Source organism: Sanguibacter suarezii NBRC 16159 (genome assembly GCF_001552735.1).
Classification (GTDB): domain Bacteria; phylum Actinomycetota; class Actinomycetes; order Actinomycetales; family Cellulomonadaceae; genus Sanguibacter; species Sanguibacter suarezii.
This window is the reverse complement of the sequence record NZ_BCRT01000009.1, coordinates 14,135-31,593: the sequence shown is the minus strand read 5'-3', so window position 1 is coordinate 31,593 and position 17,459 is coordinate 14,135. Positions and strand designations below refer to the sequence as shown.

Genomic DNA, 17,459 nt, shown 5'->3' with positions numbered 1-17,459 from the left:
GCTCCGTCCCGCCGCCGGCCACCCAGACGAGGCACCGAGACGAGGCACCCGTGAGAGAGCACCTGAGCGAGGCATGGCACGTCATCCACCCCGCACCTGACGACACGGACGGACCGCTCGCCCCGCTGGTGCTCACCTTCACCCTCACCACGGGCCTGGTGGACTCTCTGTGCTACCTGGCGCTCGGGCACGTGTTCGTGGCCAACATGACGGGCAACGTGATCTTCCTCGGCGTCGCCGTCGGCGGCTCCGAAGAGTTCTCGGCCGTGGGGTCCCTCACCGGGTTGGCCGCCTTCGTGGTCGGCGGGCTGCTAGGGGGGCAGATCGCCAGCACCTGGGGTCACCACCGCGGGCTGCTGATGTTCCGCTCCGCGCTCGTCGAGCTGGTCCTGCTGCTCGCCGCCGCATGCTGGGTCGTCCTGGCGAGCGAGCCGTTCACCGGTCCGTCGAGGTTCGCCCTCATCACGGTCCTGGCGATCGCCATGGGGCTGCAGAACGCCGCCGCCCGCGCCCTCGACGTCGCCGACCTCACCACCAACGCCGTGACCAAGACGATCACCTCGATCGCCGCGGACAGCCGGATCGTCGGAGGTGCCGGGAACCGGATCGGGCGGCGCGGGGCGTCCGTCCTGTCGATGCTCGTCGGCGCGGTGATCGGTTCCTTCCTGGTCACCGGCGGCCACAGCCGGTGGGTGCTCGTGGTCGCCGCGGCGCTGCTGGCTGCGGTGACCGTCAGGGCGATCCGCTTCCCGGCGTCCCAGGAGGCCTGGACGGCAGCCCGATAGTCCGCAGGGAGCAGAGCCGCCGGCGCGGGAATCTCCCGCCCCCAGCGCTGACCTGCGATATCACCGTGCTTCGATGCGGCGCGGTCTCTACACTGGCGCTGTGCTTCATACCTGCCACTGATCGGGAGCCGCGCCCTGCCGGGCGCGCGGACCGCCGATCCTTGTCCCCAGCGCGCTCGACAGCGCGCTCGACAGCGCGCTCCTTGGTATGGAGTTTTCCCATGACGTCCACCCGGACAGCACGCTATGTCGACGTGCTCGCACTACCTCGTGTCCCCCGCACCTTCGGCGCCGCTCTCCTGGGCCGCGCCGCCTATGCCCTCGTCTTCCTCCCTCTGCTCTACGCCGTCTCGGAGGCCACCGGATCGATCGCTCTGGCCGGTGGGGCCGTCGCCGCCTACGGAGCCGCGGCGAGCTTCCTCGCCCCGACCCGGGCCTGGTTCATCGACCGGTTCGGGGCCCGCCGAGTCCTGTCTGCGCTCGTGGTGCTCTTCGCGAGCGCCCTGGTCGCCACGGCGGTCGCCTCGTTGCTCAGCGGCTCGGCCGGCCTGCTCATCGCGTCGGCGACCGTCGCCGGCGCGGTCGCTCCGCCTCTCGGTCCGACGATGCGCGTGGCCTGGGTATCCCTGGCCCCCGACGACGATCACCTGCGCACCGGGCTGAGCCTGGACGCCGTCGTCGAAGAGCTGCTCTACCTCGCCGGGCCGGCTCTGGCAGGCCTCGCGCTGGTGTTCCTGGCTCCCGGGCTGGCCCTGCTCGTCCCCGCCGTGCTCGTCCTCGTCGGAGGTCTGCTCTTCGCTGCGACCCCCGTCATCGCCGAGATGCCCGCCCACGGGCGAGCCGCACCCAACGCGGAGCGGGGACGGACGCTGCTGGCTGACCGCCGGTTCGTCGGGTTGCTGCTCCCGGTGCTCGTCGCAGGCTCGATCGCCGGCTCGCTGGGGGTCGCAGTACCGTCTGCCCTGGCGGACCACGGAGGCTCGAGCGCCGCCGGCCTGGCGCTCGGCGTGTTCGCCGGAGGCAGCGCCGTCGGCGGGCTCCTCTACGGTGCACTGAAGGTGTCAGGGTCGCCGACCCGCCAGATCCTCGTGCTGTCCACCCTCCTCCTCGCGGCGTCCTCGGCCGTCGCGGTCGCCACGGGCGCGGTGGCGGTCAGCCTCGTCCTGGCCCTCGCCGGTCTGTTCTTCTCCCCTGTCATGATCGTGGCGTACGTCGCCGCCCACACCGCCGGCGGCGAGAACCGCCAGAATGCCGCGACCACCTGGGTCAACACCAGCCACAACCTCGGGTCGGCCGCTGGCAGCGCCGCTGCGGGAGTCCTCGTCCAGGCGGGCGGGGTCACCATGGCGGTCGGCATCGGCGCGGTGGTCTGGGCAGCGCTGCTCGGCAGCTCCGCAGTGCTGGCACGCGTGCACACCTAGGCCCCAGCCGGACAGGTGCAGCCATAGCGGCGAGGTCACCCTTCTGGTTCACTTGCCGCATGTCTCCCCGACCTTCGGCCGCGGTGTGGTCAGCAGTGCACGACGAACGCCAGGCGCTGATCACAGACCTCGCCGCCCTCACTCCGCAGCAGTGGGCAACCCCGTCGCTGTGCGCGGGATGGGACGTGCACGACGTCGTGGCGCATCTTGTGGATGCCGCCACGACGACCCGTCTCGGGTTCGCCCGTCGTCTCATCTCGGCAGGCTTCGACTTCGACCGGGACAACGCCCGGGGCGTCGCGAAGGAACGCAGGTCGAGCCCGGCCGGGACACTGGCGGAATTCCAGCGTGTTCGCACCGCGACCGCGACGCCGCCCGCCGCTCTCGCGACCCGTCTGGTCGAGGCGATCGTGCACGGTGAGGACATCCGCCGCCCCCTGGGGATCGTGCGGTCCTACCCCTGTGACCGGATCGCCACGGCCTTGCGCTACCAGCTCAAGACCACCGTCTCGATGGGCGGCGGCAAGGAACGCGCCGCCGGTCTTCGCTTGCGCGCCACAGACACAGGGCTTGACCACGGTTCAGGTGCGATCGTTCGAGGGACCACGCTGGCCCTTCTGATGGCTGTGTCAGGTCGCCCCGAAGACGCGGGCACCTTCACCGGCGATGGTGCCCACGACCTCGCGCAGCGATCAGGGCACGCGCCTCAATGAGGGACGTCTAGGGGACCTCCGCCGCGAGGTTTGTCGCAGGCAGCGAGGACACTGGGGGCATGCTCTCCGTCGTCGTCGCCACCACCACTGACCAAGTGTCCGTGCACGACCTCGACGATGACGACTCCGTCCTGACCACGACCGACCTTGATGCAGGCGACCTGCCGGACTTCGTCCGCGAGCGCGAGCAGGCCCCCGGCGCCCCGGCACCACGCTGGGTGTGGTCGGACACCGCGACCTGGTACCCGCCGCTGCTTGCCGCCGGCGTGACCGTCGCCCGGTGCTGGGACCTGCGCCTGTGTCATGCGATCCTGCGCGCCAGCGCACTGACCGCGCACACCTCCTTCGCCTCGGCGGGTGCCTCGGCGTGGGACCAGCCGCGGGTCCAGACCGCCACGGACCGGCTCTTCGACCTCGATCCTCCGGTCCGTCTCGACCCGCTGGAGGAGCTGCGCCGCCAGCGCCGCACCGTGGCGGCGGCCCTCGCCGACGACGGCCGGCCGGCGTCGGGCAGGCTGTCCCTGCTGCTCGCGGCGGAGTCGGCAGGCTCGCTCGTGGCGGCCGAGATGACGCATGCGGGCGTGCCGTGGGACGCCATCGAGCACGACCGGATCCTCACCGCGCTGCTGGGGCGGCGGCCGGTCAGCGGCTACCGGCCCGAGCTGCTCGAGGCCAAGCTCGCCCAGGTGCGCAGCGCCCTGGGCGTCGGCGACGTCAACCCCGACTCCCCCGCCGAGCTGCTCAAGGCGTTGCGGCTGGCTGGGCTGCCGGCCACCTCGACGCGGTCCTGGGAGCTGCGGGAGATCGACCATCCGGCGATCCCTCCGCTGCTGGAGTACAAGAAGATGTCCCGGCTGATGACCGCGAACGGCTGGCACTGGCTCGACACGTGGGTCGCCGGCGGCCGCTTCCGCCCGGTGTACGTCCCGGGCGGCGTGGTCACCGGGCGCTGGGCCTCCGACGGCGGCGGCGCCCTGCAGCTGCCCCACCAGGTCCGTGGCGCGGTGCGCGCCGACCCAGGATGGACCCTCGTGGTGGCCGACGCTGCCCAGCTGGAACCACGGATCCTCGCGGCCATGTCCGGGGACCGAGCGATGGCACGGGCAGGTCAGGCCACCGACATGTACGAGGGCATGGTCGCCACCGGGGCCGTCGAGACCCGCCAGCAGGCCAAGTACGGCATGCTCGGGGCGATGTACGGCGGGACCCAGGGCGAGAGCGGGCGGATGCTGCCCCGGATGACCAAGGCCTACCCGCAGGCCCTGGCCCTCGTCGAGCACGCGGCACGGGCCGGCGAGCGCGGGGAGGTCGTCTCGACGTGGCTGGGCCGCAGCTCACCGCGTCCGGGACAGGACTGGCGCCTGGCCCAGGGTGAGGCCTCGGGCGAGGGCGCGACGGGCGTCGAGCAGGACCGGGCGCGGGCGCAGGCCCGGGGGTGGGGACGTTTCACGCGAAACTTCATCGTCCAGGGGACCGCCGCGGAGTGGGCGCTGTGCTGGATGGCGCTGCTGCGGCTGCGGCTGCGTGACCTCACCCCCGGCGGTGACGTGACGGCCGGCCCGCACCTGGCGTTCTTTCTGCACGACGAGGTCATGGTGCACACCCCGGCGCACCTGGCCGAGGAGGTCGCCGACATCGTGCGAGAGTGCGCGAGCGAGGCCGGGCGGCTGCTGTTCGGGGCGGCCGATGAGGCGAGCGTGGAATTCCAGGTGAGCGTGGCGGTCGTGGTGTCGTATGCGGAGGCCAAGTAGGCGACGGTCACCGCACCCTGACGACATCCCATGCGCGGGCGACGATGTCTGCAGCGGTCTCCTGGTCGACGGCGATCCGGGTCTGTCCGGCGGTGACCATCCCTTCGCTGACCATCGCCCAGAGGTCGTACAGATCTCGCGACGCACGGCGATCAGTCCATGCGGACAGCTTCGCGGCCGCGAAGGCGTCACGCGTCAGCACCCGCAGAGATGCAGCTGCCGCGTCGGAGTAGCGCTGTCGGATCGCGACCACCTCGGTGGGCCAACTCGGATATCCGTGGCCCGCGAGCAGCTGGACCTTGATCGCATGGCCAGTCGCCGTGGTCACCACCGCGTGCGCCGACCCGTTCGTGGTGTGCAGTTCGGGGCGCCAGGCAAGGCGGCCCAGCTCACGACGCACCGGGCGGGAGTCGAAGGCCACTGCAATCGATCGTGCAACGTCGGTGCGGTGACCTACCGCGATGAGATCGACGTCCTCGCTCAGACGCAGGTCACTGAGGTGCGTCCGCGACAAAGCGGTGCCGCCAAAGAAGATGACGCTCTCCGGCACCTCACGCGACAGCGCTGCCGACAGGTGGGAGATGGCGTGGTCCCGATGCACCTGCTCGTCCGCAACGCCGAAGTGCTCCGCGACGTCGGCGAGCTCGTCCGGGTCCAGACTCACGCGAGGACCTTCATGAACCGGTCGAGCGCGGCACGACTACCCTTGCCTTCGACCACCAGCCGAGCGACGCCTTTGAAGTCCGTCTGGTCTGCCAAGGCACGGACGACAGGTTCGATCTCCCCTTCCATGCCGTCCGCCCCCCACCTTCGCATGAGGTCAAGGATCGTCTGCTCGACTGTCGTGACAGTCACCGTGCCCAGGTCGGTCGCGACCTTCTCGACGTCGAGATCACCCAGACCTCTCCGGGTGACGAACTGGACGACCCCACCGTCACACAGCTGGACGGGCCGGTGTGTCCTCGGCGCGGCCAGCCACGCGCGGTTGATCGCCCGCGGCAACGCGTTGTGCAGCCGGGCCGCACTCATCCCCATCAAGGGGATCTCCTGGCCCATCCTCAGCGCACCGACAGCCACCGCTGCGGTCTCGATGGTCGGCTTCCAGCGGTCTGTCGCTGTGCGCGGCCGAGCCATGTAGATACCGCGCGCCACCCGATGCAGCCGTCCGTCGGCCACACCGTCAGCCAATGCCTTGCGCGGATTGACGTAGTCCCGCTCGAGCGCCCTGGCATCGACCGCCCCCAACGGCCCGCTGCGAATCGCGTCTCGCAGCCGCTGCGGATCACTCAGCCGTGGTGGATGTGGATGCTTTCCGGACTCCAGCTCATCAAGACGGTCGGCGATGGTCTTCTGCGCTGCGGCGATCTGCTGCGCCCCGGGGAGGTCGCCGAGCGCATCAAGGATCGCAGCGGCCTCGTGGACGAGCGAACGGGCGCGGCAGATCCGGTCACGCTGCTCGGTCGTCGGACGAGCTGCCATGGTCGTCTCCAATGCGAACGCTCACCTAGATCTGTTTGCAAAACGTACCCCGTAAGGGGACGTTCCGCAAACACATTCTAGTGGTCGTCACCGTCAGCCATCCTGCATCGGGTGCCGAAGAGAAGTCGGAACGGCAGACACGAACAGACCGGGGCACGAGTGCGCCGGGCCGGACTAGGATCGGCCCATGACACCGCGGGTGACGCTGACCGACGTGGCCCGCGAGGCCGGGGTGTCCCTCGCCACCGCGAGCCGGGCCATCAACGGCAACAAGAACCGCAAGGTCCGCGACGACATCCGCGAGCGCGTCCACGCTGCGGCGGAGAAGCTGCGCTACTCCCCTGACGCGAACGCCCAGGCGATGGCCCGCGGTGAGACGAAGCAGCTGGGGCTCATCGTCCACTCGATCACCGATCCCTACTTCTCCGCGATCGCCTCCGGTGTCATGGTCGCCGCCGAGCGTCGCGGTTTTGTGGTGACGCTGGCGAGCACGCAGTCCAACGCCAACCGCGAGCGCGAGCTCGTCGAGCTGCTGTCCTCCCAGCGCGCCCACGCGCTCGTCGTCGTCGGCGGCCGGCGCGCCGACCCGGCTGTGCTCGCCGCCCTCACCGGCGCTCTGGCTGAGCACCGCCGGACCGGTGGCGCGACGGTCCTGGTGGGCCAGGCCGTCCTGGAGACGGACACCGTGGTCATCGACAACGTCGACGGCGCCCGGTCGCTCGCCCGTGCCCTGCACGCCCGCGGCTACCGGGACGTGGCGATCCTCGCCGGGCCCGCGGACCACCTCACCGCCCAAGAGCGGGCGCAGACCTTTGCCCAGGAGCTCGCGCTGCTCGGCGGCGCCCGCACGACCATGGTCCACTCGCGGTTCACCCGCGACGGCGGACGCGACGCCACCCAGGACGTGCTGCGCTCGGCCAGGCCCGAGCTGATCTTCGCCGTCAACGACGTCATGGCCCTCGGCGCACTCGCCGCGCTGACCGACGCCGGCCTGCGCGTGCCGCAGGACGTGTCCCTCGCCGGCTTCGACGACATCGACGCGCTGCAGGACGTCACGCCGCGGCTGACCACCGTGCACCTGCCCCTGCACGACATCGGGATCGCGGCGACAGACCTGGCCTTCGCCGCCCCGGCGCCCGAGCCCCGCGTGGTGCGGGTCCAGGGGACCGTGACCATCCGCGACTCGACCCCGGGGCCGCCTGGCCGGTGACCACCACGCCACGCCGCGCTGCCCGCGTGCCGGTGCGCCCGGCCGTCGTGCGGCACGATGTATGCGTGCCATCCTCCGGACCCTCCACCCCCACCTCCGGACGCCGACCCACCCTCGTCACCGTGGCCCACGCCGCCGGCGTGTCCCGGGCGACGGCCTCACGCGTCCTGTCTGGATCGACATCGGTGGACGCCTCGATGGCTGCCGCCGTGTGGCGGGCGGCCCGCGAGCTGCGCTACGAGACCAACAAGGCCGCCCAGTCCCTGCGCAGCGGCCGGACGGGGTCGATCGCTCTGGTCGCCGCGGCGAGCGAGCTGGACCAGGGCATCGGGGGGACCTTCACCGCGGCGCCGGTCCGCGGCGCCACCAAGGTCCTCATCGAGGCGCAGATCCAGCCGGTCCTGCTGCTCGTCGACGGCGCTGACCCGGGGAGGGTCGCCCACTACCTCCGGCGCGGGCACGTGGACGGCGCGATCGTCATCCTCCAGCACGAGATCACCTTCCTGCTGGACGAGCTTCGTGACCTCGACCTGCCTCTCGTCTACGTCGGGCGCCCTGCGGATCCACAGCCCTCCCACCCCGTGGTGGACTGCGACAACGCGGAAGGTGCGCGCCTGGCCACCCGGGCGCTGCTCGAGGCCGGGCGGCGGCGGCTGGTGATGATCGCCGGGCCGTCCGACATCGGGTCGGGCGAGGACCGCGTGACCGGTTTCCGCGAGGAGCACGAGGCATGGGGTCTCACCCCGGGCCGGATCGCCCGCGGGGAGTTCACCCTCGCCACCGGTGCCGCCGCGATGGCCCGTCTGCTCCGTCACGACCCGGCGATCGACGGGGTCTTCGCCTCCTCCGACCTCATGGCAGTCGGTGCGGTCCGGGTCCTGCACGGTGCGGGCCGCACGGTCCCCGACGACGTGTCTGTCGTGGGCTTCGACGACACCGTCGTCGCGGCCACCTGCGACCCTCCGCTCACCTCCGTCAGGCAGCCCCTGGAGGAGATGGGCCGCACCGCGGCGCGCCTCCTGGTCGACGGCGCCGCGGCGGCCGGTGCCGTCGTCCCGGTCCTGTCGACGTCGCTGACGACGCGAGAGTCCGTCTGAGGAAGAGATCACCCGCTCCGCCGCCCTGCGGGGCTCGGCGTGTGCCGTGTCCTGCGGGTCAGAGGTGGGACGATGCATGCGTGACCTCTGCCACTGGTCGTCCGACCCTCCTCGACGTCGCGCGGGCCGCGGGCGTCTCGCGTGCCACCGCCTCCCGTGTCCTCGCCGGCCAGACGACCGTGGACCCCGAGCTCGCCGACCGCGTCCAGATGGCTGCCCGCCGCCTGAACTACCGCACCAACACCGCTGCGCGCGCCCTGCGCAGCGGCGCCTCGAGCTCGGTCGCCGTCATCGCGCCGAACAGCGAGCTCGAGGGACTGGCCGGTCCCTTCGTCGGCGCTCCGTTGCGCGGGGCGACCACCACCCTCCTCGAGCAGTCCCTGCTGCCCGTCCTGCTGCTCGACGACGGCCAGGAGCCGAGCCCGCTGGTGCCGTACCTGACCTCCGGGCACGTCGACGGCGCCGTCGTCATCCTGCAGCGCGAGTCAGAGACCTTGTTCCGCCAGCTCAGGGGCCTGCCGATCCCCATCGTCTACGTCGGCCACCCCACCACCGAGCTCGCCGAGGAGGACACCCTCGTCGACTCCGACAACTACGGTGGCGCCCGGCTCGCCACGCGAGCCCTGCTGGAGGCGGGCCGGCGGAGGATCGCGACGATCGCCGGCCGCGACCCCTACCTGCCGGCGCTGGAGCGCCTGCGCGGGTTCATCGACGAGCTCGAGGCGTGGGGCCTGCCACCGGGGCCGGTCGCCCGTGGGGACTTCACGATGGCCTCCGGGTCCGCTGCCATGGCGCAGCTGCTGCGGCGATCGCCCGACGTCGACGGTCTCTTCGCCCAGTCCGACCTCATGGCCGTCGGTGCGATGCGGGTGCTCTCAGCCAGCGGCAGGCAGGTGCCGACCGACGTCTCGGTGGTCGGCTTCGACGACACGGTCGTCGCCGCCACCGCCGACCCGCCGCTCACCTCCGTGCACCAGCCGCTCCAGGAGATGGGGTCGATCGCTGCGGGGCTCGTCGTGCGCTCCCTCGGAGCCCCGATCACCGAGCCGCGACACGTCCTCGCCGAGACGCGGCTGGTCGTCCGGGAGTCTGTGTAGACGGCTCCTGCGGCCGGTATCGGCCGCAGGAGCCGCCAGGTCACGCGTCGTCGCGGACCGTGAACCTCTCGGTGACCTCGACCACGACCGGACGGGAGACCGCCTCGAGCATCGAGACGAGAGCCCAGGCAGACAGGGCGAGGAGGACGTCGGAACCGAAGGTGGTGACGCCGACGGCGACGACGAGCAAGGAGGCGTGGACGGCTGTCACGCGCCATCGCGAGAAGGCCATGACGGCACCGATCCGCGCGGCGTCCCTCGTCCTGAAGCTGAAGAAGGTCGTCACGAGGAGCATCTGCCCGGACCAGAGCGCGAGGATCACGAGGAGGACGACGGCCGCAGGGCGGAGCATCTGAGCCCCCGCCACGCTGTCCGCTGCCCAGATGTTCACCACGAGCACCATGGCGACTAGCACCACGGGGACCCACCAGCGCAGGACGTCGCGGGTGTTCATCCTGCACCCCCGCCAGAACAGGGCGACGGGCCCCTGGTCGGCGTCGGCTCGCCAGCCCCGGACGGCGTAGAGCCCGGCGGAGAGCACCGGAGCCACCGGGAGCTGGGCGAGCACGAAGAACGGCAGGTTGGCCGGCGCCCCGGTGAGCAGCGTGAGCGCGACCACCGTCGGCGCGCACCCTGCCACCAGGCACAGCGCCAGCGCGGCGTGCTGGTACACCGCCTGGGTCAGCTGGGACAGCGCGCCGGTCCCGGTGACGACGTGGGCGGTGCTCATCCCTTGACCGACCCGAGCATGACGCCGGAGACGAAGTACCGCTGGACGAAGGGATACACGCACAGGATCGGGATGATCGTGAGGATCATCGTCACCGACTGGATGTTCGCCGAGATCGCCGCGGTCGTGCTGCCGGAGGCCGCCGCCCCCTCCGAGGCGGTGCTCGAGGCTCCCGCGACGAGGTTGCGCAGGAAGAGCGTCACGGGGAAGAGCTCCTGCTTGTCCAGGTAGAGGAAGGCGGGGAACCAGTCGTTCCAGATCGCCACCGAGTAGAAGAGGATCATCGTGGCGATGACCGCCTTCGAGAGCGGGAGGACGATGCGACCGAAGATCCCGAACCACCCGAGGCCGTCGATCTGGGCTGCTTCCTCGAGCTCGGTCGGCAGGTTCTCGAAGAAGGACTTCATGACGAGCAGGTTGAAGACCGAGATGGCACCGGGCAGGACGAGAGCCCACATGGTGTTCTTCATGCCCAGCGTCGAGATGAGGACGTAGTTGGGGATGAGGCCGCCGTTGAAGAACATCGTGAAGACCGCGATCCAGATGAGGACAGTGCGGCCGCGCAGGTGCTTCTTCGACAGGACGAAGGCGAAGAGGGTCGTGAGCACCATCGCGATGGTCGTTCCCACGACCGTGTAGACGACGGTGTTGCGGTAGTTGCGCCAGAACATCTCGTTCTGCCCGACCGCCCGGTAGGTGTCGATGTTGAACTCGACCGGCCACGCGTTGACCATGCCCGCCTTGATCGCGCCCGAGCTGCTGAACGACTGGGCGAGCAGGGTCACGAAGGGGTAGAGCATCACGCAACAGATGAGGAGGAGCAGTGTCCCGTTGACCCAGGTGAACACCCGGTACCCGCGGCTGTCTCGCACTCCCACCGGCTTGCCGCCGCGCGGTGAGGCGGTGGGCGTCGTCATCGCGCTCTGGGTCACCACAGGCTTGCTCCTACCACTCGGCGCGAGAGGAAGTTCGCGCTCAGGATCATGATCAGGCCGATGATCGCCTGGAACAGGCCGATCGCCGCCGCATAGCTGAAGTTGTTGGCCACGAGCCCGACGCGGTACAGGTAGGTCGAGATCACGTCACCGGTCGAGTAGGTCAAGGGGTTGTACAGCAGGAGCACCTTCTCGAAGCCGACGTTGAGGAAGGAGCCGATGTTGAGGATGAGCAGGGTGATCATCGTGGGCCGGATGCCGGGCAGCGTGACGTGCCAGGTCTGGCGCCAGCGGTTGGCCCCGTCGATGCGGGCTGCCTCGTAGAGGCTCGAGTCCACGGTCGTGAGCGCGGCGAGGTAGAGGATCGTCCCCCACCCGACGGTCTGCCACACCTCGGTGCCGACGTACACGGTGCGGAACCACTCGGCGCGCTGCAGGAACGGGATCGCGTCGCCACCGAAGGCGGTGATGATCTGGTTGGCCGTGCCCTGGACCGAGAGGATCTGCATCGTCATCCCGACGATGATGACGATCGAGAGGAAGTGGGGAAGGTAGGAGATCGACTGGATGGTCCGCTTGAAGGCCTTCTTGCGCACCTCGTTGAGCATGAGCGCGAGGATGATCGGCAGCGGGAAGCAGAAGAGCAGGGTGAGACCACCGAGCACCACCGTGTTGCCGAAGACCTTCCAGAACGAGGGGTCGTTGATGAAGAGGTCGATGTAGCGCATCCCGACCCACTCGTCCCCGAACATGCTCCCGCCGGGCCGGAACCGCCGGAAGGCGATGACGTTGCCCAGCATCGGGATGTACTTGAAGACCAGGAGGAACAGGACGGGGCCGAGGGCCATCGCGTACAGCGGCCAGTCGCGTCGCAGCGCCATCTTCCAGGGCACCCGGAGGGAGCGGAGGCCTGGAGGTGGACCGGCCTCTCGACCGGTCGAGGATGATGCGGGCGTCGCGGTGTCGTCGTCCAGCAGGCCGACCGGGGCCGCGACGGCGGCGGCCCCCGGCTGAGCCGGAGCGGGCTCGGGTGTGACAGTCATGCCGTACTCCTTCGTCAGGGGCCCTGCGGGGTGCCGGCACTCCCGTGATCCGGCGGCCGAGCACCCCGCAAGGCCTGGTCAGAGCTGGTCAGCCCTTGTTCTCGGCGTAGCTGTCCTTGGCGTTGTTGATGAGGTCCACGTAGCCGGACAGGCCCTGACCCTCGAGCTCGGCGACATAGGAGTCCCACTCGGCGAGGTCACGCTCCCCGAGGATGAACTGCAGGGTCGCGGTGTCCACGGAGTCCTTGAGCGGGGTACCCAGGAGCGAGGCCTGCTCGAGGTCGGCCTCGTCGAGCGGAGCCGGCGGGAAAGGATCACGCGGGGTCCGCGTGGCGAGCACCGTGTCGATGTACTCGACGTACTGCGGGGAGTTGTAGGACTCCTTGAGCTCGCGAGACTCGGTGGACCCGGCGAGGACGTCGTTGCCGTAGCCGAGGTCGAGCTTGATGTCCGTGGTGCCGGTGTCCATGTTGAGGTTGTAGGCGGCGTACTTGTACTCCGGGTTCAAGGTGATGGCGCCGTCCTCAGCCTTGGTGTACGTCTCACCCTCGACGCCCCACTGGATGAGCTCGCGCGCCTCGGGGCTGTAGTACAGCCAGTCGAGGAACTGGATGGTGCTGCACAGGTTGGGGTCGTCCTTCGCCTGGGCGGTGATCATGAAGCCGTTCCAGAAGTTGCGCGGCTCGACGACCTGGCCCGCGTCCCCGCCCGGGGGTGCGATCTGGACGAGCTCGTAGTCAGTCACGCCGGCTGCGTCGAGGGCCGTGGCGAACTCCTGGACGGTGCCCGGGGCGCCGGAGGCCGCGAAGACGGACTCGGCGGCGAACTTCTCGATGACCGTCCCGGTGCCGTCGTTCGGTGCCGTGAAGGACTCCGTGTCGAGCAGCCCCTGCTCGGTGAGGCCGTTGAAGTACTCGAGCATGCTCTTGTACTCCTCAGAGGTGGCGGCGTACTCGAACTCACCGGCGGCCTCGTCGTAGAACATCCCGGTGCCGAAGCCCCAGCCGGCGACCGTGCCGAAGGCGTGCGCGGCGTAGTTGAGCATCGAGGCTCCCTCGAAGCCGTCAGCGAGCGGCTTGCTGTCCGGGTACTTCGCCTTGATGAGCGCCAGGCCCGCCTCGAGCTCCTCCCAGGTCTCCGGGACCGGCGCGCCGACCTCGTCGAAGACGTCCTTGCGGATGATGAGGGAGAACATCGGGACCGAGACCTCTTGGAGGCCCGGGGTCATGTAGTACCGGCCGTCGGCCTGACGCAGGTTGTCGATCATGCCGGCGAGGTCCCACTCCTCGAGGTACTTCTGGAAGTTGGGCATGTACTCGGCGTAGTCGCTCAGCGGCAGCACCGCGCCGGAGGCGGCGTACTGGCGCTCGTCACCTGTGTAGATGAGCGGGATGACGGTCGGAGCGTCGCCCGCGCTGATGAGGAGCCCGCGCTTCTCGAGCGCGTCGCTGAAGGGGATGTGGGTGGTGGTGATCGTGACGTTGGTGCGCGCCTCGATCTCGTCGAACAGCTCCCAGGAGTCCTTCATGGTCGCCTCGGGCCAGTCCGTCCAGAGCATGCTCACCTCCATCGGCTCCGGGCTCGTGAACTGCTGGTCGGCCGAGTAGTCCTCGACGGAGCAGGTGAGATCGACGGGGCCGGCCTCGGCGGCGGCGCCGCCACCGCCGCCACCTCCGGAGGAGCAGGCGACCAGCGCCAGGGTCGAGACGGCGGCGAAGGCGGCGCTCCTGCGCAGCAGGGCGGGGCGGGTGGGTCGAAGGGTGGGTCGGTAAACCATGATTCTCCTCGTTGAGATCGGGTTGCTCGGTGTCAGCGGACGTCGGTGTCTGCTGCGTGGGTGACGCGTGGGGGGGTGGTGCGTGCGGGTGCCTCGCGGTGTCCTCAGGGCGGCCTCAGCCCGGCGTCGTCGCTCACAGCACCACGTCCAGGGCCTGGTCCCCGGGAGCGAGGTCGACCTGAGCAGACCTCGCGTCGAGCTCGAGCTCGTACCTCCCAGCGAAGCCGGCGAGGGGCAGGCGGCCGTCTTCGTCCGTGCGCACCGTCGTCGGGTCGAGCCACCACGTCCCACGGACGAGGTCGCGCAGCGCGTGGTAGGCGGGCTTGGCGGAGCCGTCGGCTCGCACCAGCCCGGCCGGTGCGTTGAGCCACGCACCCGCGTCACCCATGCCCCAGTACGTGATCGACTCGACCGCGGGGTGCTCGACGAGCGTGGTGTACTGACGGACGATCTCGTCTGCCTGGCGTGCCTCCCCCTCGGGGGTGCTCGGCCAGGAGGCGACGACGTGGTCGTTGAGGTCGGTGATCTCGGCCGGCATGAGGTCGCCCGAGACGAGCGTCGTCTCGGTCCAGTGCAGCGGCAGACCGAAGCGCGCGAACCTGTCGGAGATCTCCCACAGCTGCTCCTCGCCCCGGAAGCCCTGGTGCATGTGCGACTGCAGACCGATGGCGTCGATCTCGATGCCGGCGGCGAGCACCTCCTCGATGAGCTGCTCGTACTCGGGACCGAGGTCGAAGTCGTTGAGGACCAGCCGCGGCGTCGTGCCCACAGAGCGGGCCTCCTCCACGGCGAGGCGCACCATCTCGACGCGCCCCTTCTGGGCGCACAGGCGCGTGATCGCGTTCGGGACGCCGTCGGGCTCGTTGGTGAAGCGCGGCATGATGACGACCTCGTTGATCGCGTCCCAGGTGGTGATGAGCCCGGCGAAGTCACCCACCTCGCGGCGCACCCGTCCGCGCAGCAGCGCCTCGGCCTCCTCGAGCGCGAGCGCGTCGACCCACGGCGCCTTGACCGTGTGCCACACGAGGGGGTGGCCCTTGAGCCGGACGTCGCGCTCGGCGAACCAGCGCGCCGCGGTCATGAGGTCGTCGCGTCGCGTCGCGCCGCGCTCCGGCTCGTAGCGTCCCCAGTAGACCGGGAGCGTCGCGGTGTCGAAGAGGTCCAGCCAGAGCTGCTGGTAGTCCTCGCCCGCCTGGGCGACCTCGAAGGCGGCGCAGCCGAACTCGAGGGCGTGGCGGACCTGGCGCACCCGGACGTCGCGGTGCGCGAGCGTCTCCCCGCTCTCGCTGGTGAGCCGCAGCGACGCCGTCCCTGTCCGGTGGTCGGTGCTCATATGCCCCACCGCCACGTCTCGCGTTCGGTCAGCGGCACGAGGTCGGGACGGGCAGGTGCCGTGGTGACGGCTGTGCGCCGGCCGCTGCTCGCTGCCTCGAGCAGCCCGGTCATGATCTCCATGACGTGCAGCCCGACCGCCCCGCTCGCCCGCGCCGTCTCCGGGGCTGCGCCGAGGCCGGCGGAGCCGACCATCTCGAGCAGCCCGAGGCCGCGCGAGGAGTCCACGAAGCCGGCTCGCGGCGCCACGAGGTCCCACGAGGTGCTGCCACGCCTGAGGAGCTCGACGTCCCCCGCGAAGGTGTTGGGGTCGGGGACGGCGACCGCGCCCTCGTCGCCGTACACCTCGATGGGCCGGGCCCGGGTGCCGGCCGCGTCGAAGCTCACCGTCACGGTCGAGATCGCACCGGTGGCGTGCTCGAGGGTGCCGGCGACGTGGGTGGCGACCTCCACCGGCACCACCTCACCGGCGCGGGCCCCCGAGGCGATGGTCCGCCGGTCGCGCAGACGACCGGCCGACCCGGTCACTGCCACGACCGGACCGAGCAGGTGGACCAGGCTCGTGAGGTAGTACGGACCCATGTCCAGCAGCGGGCCGCCGCCGGGCAGGTAGTAGAAGTCCGGGTTGGGGTGCCAGGCCTCGTGCCCGGGTGAGACCCAGGTCGCCACGGCGCCCGTCGGGGTGCCGATGAGCCCCGCGTCGATGATGGCGCGCGCCGTCTGGACGCCGGTGCCCAGGACCGTGTCGGGCGCGCAGCCCAGCCCGATCCCCGCGGCGCCTGCCGCCTGGACGACGCGGCGGGCGTCGTCGAGCGTCGAGGCGAGCGGCTTCTCGCCGTAGTGGTTCTTCCCGCTGCGCGCGCAGGCCAGCGCGATCTCGGCGTGCGCCCCGGGGGTCGTCAGGTCGAGGACCGTCTCGACGTCGTCCGTACCGAGCAGCTCGTCGACCGAGCACGCTCGGGTCCCGGGGAGGGCGTCCGCGACGGCCGCGGCCCGCGCGGGGTCGAGGTCGGCGACGGCGGCGATCCGCACCCCGTGGTGGTCAGCCAGCGTCGTCAGATACGCGTCCAGGATGACGCCGAGACCGATTACTCCGATTCCGTGCGGCTCGCCCACAGCAGGCCCCTCTCCACGATCGTGCGAACATTCGGGTCGGTGAGCACCTCGGGCGAGTGCCCGGGGGTGACCACGACGACGCGTCCCGCGCCCCACAGCCGGGTCCAGACCGCGGGCGAGGTGACGGGACGGTGCCACGGGTGCCACGGCTGCACGGGGTGCGTCGTGGTGGCGAGGACGTCGATGAGGTCGTCGTGCAGCACCCAGTACTGCTCCGTCTCGAGCTCGAAGTCCTCGATGCCAGCCATGATCGGGTGCTCTCGCCCCGCGTCGGTGACCTCGACCGTGTAGCGCAGGTAGTTGTCGCTGGCGTCGCCGACCCGCTCCTGCGGGTGCTTGCCCGGGTGGGTGGCGAACTGGCCCCCGACGAGCTGGAGGTAGTCCGAGCTGTTGCGGTAGGAGTCGGCGATCCCTCCGTGCCAGCCGGCCAGGCCCGTCCCGGCGGCGACGGCTGCCCGCAGCCCCGCGACGGCGGGGCCGCTGATCTCGGTCATCGTCACGCTCTGCAGGACGAGGTCGACCTCGGCCATCCGTGCGGCGTCGGCGTAGACCTCGTTGTCCTTCTCGATGTCCACCTCGAAGCCCTGCTCGCGCAGGAAGGGCACGAAGAGGTCGGTCGCAGCCTCCGGCTGGTGACCGTCCCACCCCCCGCGCACCACGAGTGCTTGTCTCATGTCTGTCGTGTCCTCTCGTGTCGCCCGGTCGGTTCGACCGTGGTCCTCGGCTCCGCTCGTCGCAGCCGACCCGCGGCACGGGTGGTCTCCCGCTCACGGCGGGTCAGGGCGACGGCGCAGGCGTGCGTGGTCAGCCTCGGCAGCTGGGGAGCGGTCTCGTCAGCAGCGCTGAGGATGAAGGAGATGCGCTCTGTGCGGGAGGCGGCGTCCTCCTCGACGCGGACGGGGAGGTGGCCCCAGGGGTCGTCGCCCATGCATCTCAACTCCCCAGGCCGAGCGGCATCGTTGCCGCAGAGATC

General features: G+C 70.7%; 17 protein-coding genes. 7 read left to right on the top strand and 10 right to left on the bottom strand.

Annotated elements, in window-relative coordinates; translation table 11 throughout:
• Window positions 1–50 precede the first annotated feature (50 nt).
• The 4 genes from SS2_RS04475 to SS2_RS04460 all read left to right on the top strand — a co-directional run bounded on the left by SS2_RS04475 (window position 51) and on the right by SS2_RS04460 (window position 4,670).
• Window positions 51–785, top strand: a complete 735-nt coding sequence (locus tag SS2_RS04475; RefSeq protein WP_066461491.1) for a YoaK family protein — start codon at window positions 51–53, stop codon at window positions 783–785.
• Window positions 786–1,006: 221 nt separating this feature from the next.
• Entirely contained in the window at window positions 1,007–2,206 is a 1,200-nt protein-coding gene (locus tag SS2_RS04470) for an MFS transporter (RefSeq protein ID WP_066461489.1), read from the top strand.
• 59 nt (window positions 2,207–2,265) lie between these two features.
• The gene (locus tag SS2_RS04465; protein WP_066461488.1) at window positions 2,266–2,919 is read left to right on the top strand and encodes a maleylpyruvate isomerase family mycothiol-dependent enzyme; all 654 of its coding nucleotides are present in this window, start codon (window positions 2,266–2,268) and stop codon (window positions 2,917–2,919) included.
• 59 nt (window positions 2,920–2,978) lie between these two features.
• Window positions 2,979–4,670 carry a bifunctional 3'-5' exonuclease/DNA polymerase gene (locus tag SS2_RS04460; RefSeq protein ID WP_066461486.1) on the top strand — a complete coding sequence of 564 codons (1,692 nt, stop codon included), beginning with the start codon at window positions 2,979–2,981 and terminating at the stop codon, window positions 4,668–4,670.
• Window positions 4,671–4,677: 7 nt separating this feature from the next.
• Here the strand turns inward: SS2_RS04460 and SS2_RS04455 are convergent, their stop codons facing one another.
• Both SS2_RS04455 and SS2_RS04450 read right to left on the bottom strand, forming a co-directional pair.
• Complete coding sequence (locus tag SS2_RS04455) at window positions 4,678–5,334, bottom strand: nucleotidyl transferase AbiEii/AbiGii toxin family protein (RefSeq protein WP_066461485.1); 657 nt, start codon at window positions 5,332–5,334, stop codon at window positions 4,678–4,680.
• The gene (locus tag SS2_RS04450) at window positions 5,331–6,149 is read right to left on the bottom strand and encodes a type IV toxin-antitoxin system AbiEi family antitoxin (RefSeq protein ID WP_157607187.1); all 819 of its coding nucleotides are present in this window, start codon (window positions 6,147–6,149) and stop codon (window positions 5,331–5,333) included. The genes SS2_RS04455 and SS2_RS04450 overlap by 4 nt, the downstream gene beginning before the upstream one ends.
• Window positions 6,150–6,336: 187 nt before the next feature.
• Between SS2_RS04450 and SS2_RS04445 the strand changes: the two genes are divergently transcribed.
• The 3 genes from SS2_RS04445 to SS2_RS04435 all read left to right on the top strand — a co-directional run bounded on the left by SS2_RS04445 (window position 6,337) and on the right by SS2_RS04435 (window position 9,553).
• On the top strand, window positions 6,337–7,359 hold the full coding sequence (locus SS2_RS04445) for a LacI family DNA-binding transcriptional regulator (RefSeq protein ID WP_066461482.1): 1,023 nt from the start codon (window positions 6,337–6,339) through the stop codon (window positions 7,357–7,359).
• Between the two features lie 65 nt (window positions 7,360–7,424).
• Entirely contained in the window at window positions 7,425–8,456 is a 1,032-nt protein-coding gene (locus tag SS2_RS04440) for a LacI family DNA-binding transcriptional regulator (RefSeq protein WP_066461480.1), read from the top strand.
• Between the two features lie 80 nt (window positions 8,457–8,536).
• The gene (locus SS2_RS04435; RefSeq protein WP_066461479.1) at window positions 8,537–9,553 is read left to right on the top strand and encodes a LacI family DNA-binding transcriptional regulator; all 1,017 of its coding nucleotides are present in this window, start codon (window positions 8,537–8,539) and stop codon (window positions 9,551–9,553) included.
• Between the two features lie 40 nt (window positions 9,554–9,593).
• On the opposite strand, the gene SS2_RS04430 is transcribed toward SS2_RS04435, so the two are convergent.
• The 8 genes from SS2_RS04430 to SS2_RS17575 form a co-directional block, all read right to left on the bottom strand.
• Window positions 9,594–10,283, bottom strand: coding sequence for a hypothetical protein (locus tag SS2_RS04430; RefSeq protein WP_066461477.1), 690 nt, complete (start codon window positions 10,281–10,283; stop codon window positions 9,594–9,596).
• Window positions 10,280–11,200 carry a carbohydrate ABC transporter permease gene (locus tag SS2_RS04425; protein ID WP_066461541.1) on the bottom strand — a complete coding sequence of 307 codons (921 nt, stop codon included), beginning with the start codon at window positions 11,198–11,200 and terminating at the stop codon, window positions 10,280–10,282. Before SS2_RS04425 ends, SS2_RS04430 begins: the two co-directional genes overlap by 4 nt.
• Window positions 11,201–11,211: 11 nt before the next feature.
• Entirely contained in the window at window positions 11,212–12,261 is a 1,050-nt protein-coding gene (locus SS2_RS04420; protein ID WP_083941756.1) for an ABC transporter permease, read from the bottom strand.
• An 88-nt stretch (window positions 12,262–12,349) separates the two neighbouring features.
• Window positions 12,350–14,038, bottom strand: coding sequence for an ABC transporter substrate-binding protein (locus SS2_RS04415; protein WP_066461475.1), 1,689 nt, complete (start codon window positions 14,036–14,038; stop codon window positions 12,350–12,352).
• Between the two features lie 133 nt (window positions 14,039–14,171).
• Window positions 14,172–15,371: an endo-1,4-beta-xylanase gene (locus SS2_RS04410; protein ID WP_066461474.1), complete on the bottom strand. Its 1,200-nt coding sequence runs from the start codon at window positions 15,369–15,371 to the stop codon at window positions 14,172–14,174.
• Window positions 15,368–16,486, bottom strand: a complete 1,119-nt coding sequence (locus tag SS2_RS04405; RefSeq protein WP_066461473.1) for a Gfo/Idh/MocA family protein — start codon at window positions 16,484–16,486, stop codon at window positions 15,368–15,370. Before SS2_RS04405 ends, SS2_RS04410 begins: the two co-directional genes overlap by 4 nt.
• Window positions 16,459–17,160: a ThuA domain-containing protein gene (locus SS2_RS04400; RefSeq protein WP_066461470.1), complete on the bottom strand. Its 702-nt coding sequence runs from the start codon at window positions 17,158–17,160 to the stop codon at window positions 16,459–16,461. The genes SS2_RS04405 and SS2_RS04400 overlap by 28 nt, the downstream gene beginning before the upstream one ends.
• Window positions 17,157–17,414: a hypothetical protein gene (locus SS2_RS17575; RefSeq protein ID WP_066461468.1), complete on the bottom strand. Its 258-nt coding sequence runs from the start codon at window positions 17,412–17,414 to the stop codon at window positions 17,157–17,159. Before SS2_RS17575 ends, SS2_RS04400 begins: the two co-directional genes overlap by 4 nt.
• Window positions 17,415–17,459: the final 45 nt, after the last annotated feature.

Bases quoted from the DNA above. Each gene is read 5' to 3' on its own strand.
- SS2_RS04470 (WP_066461489.1), top strand. From the start codon at position 1,007: ATGACGTCCACCCGGACAGCACGCTATGTCGACGTGCTCGCACTACCT.
- SS2_RS04465 (WP_066461488.1), top strand. From the start codon at position 2,266: ATGTCTCCCCGACCTTCGGCCGCGGTGTGGTCAGCAGTGCACGACGAA.
- SS2_RS04425 (WP_066461541.1), bottom strand. From the start codon at position 11,200: ATGACGACGCCCACCGCCTCACCGCGCGGCGGCAAGCCGGTGGGAGTG.
- SS2_RS04415 (WP_066461475.1), bottom strand. From the start codon at position 14,038: ATGGTTTACCGACCCACCCTTCGACCCACCCGCCCCGCCCTGCTGCGC.
- SS2_RS04460 (WP_066461486.1), top strand. From the start codon at position 2,979: ATGCTCTCCGTCGTCGTCGCCACCACCACTGACCAAGTGTCCGTGCAC.
- SS2_RS04420 (WP_083941756.1), bottom strand. From the start codon at position 12,261: ATGACTGTCACACCCGAGCCCGCTCCGGCTCAGCCGGGGGCCGCCGCC.
- SS2_RS04430 (WP_066461477.1), bottom strand. From the start codon at position 10,283: ATGAGCACCGCCCACGTCGTCACCGGGACCGGCGCGCTGTCCCAGCTG.
- SS2_RS04400 (WP_066461470.1), bottom strand. From the start codon at position 17,160: ATGAGACAAGCACTCGTGGTGCGCGGGGGGTGGGACGGTCACCAGCCG.
- SS2_RS04445 (WP_066461482.1), top strand. From the start codon at position 6,337: ATGACACCGCGGGTGACGCTGACCGACGTGGCCCGCGAGGCCGGGGTG.
- SS2_RS17575 (WP_066461468.1), bottom strand. From the start codon at position 17,414: ATGGGCGACGACCCCTGGGGCCACCTCCCCGTCCGCGTCGAGGAGGAC.
- SS2_RS04450 (WP_157607187.1), bottom strand. From the start codon at position 6,149: ATGGCAGCTCGTCCGACGACCGAGCAGCGTGACCGGATCTGCCGCGCC.
- SS2_RS04410 (WP_066461474.1), bottom strand. From the start codon at position 15,371: ATGAGCACCGACCACCGGACAGGGACGGCGTCGCTGCGGCTCACCAGC.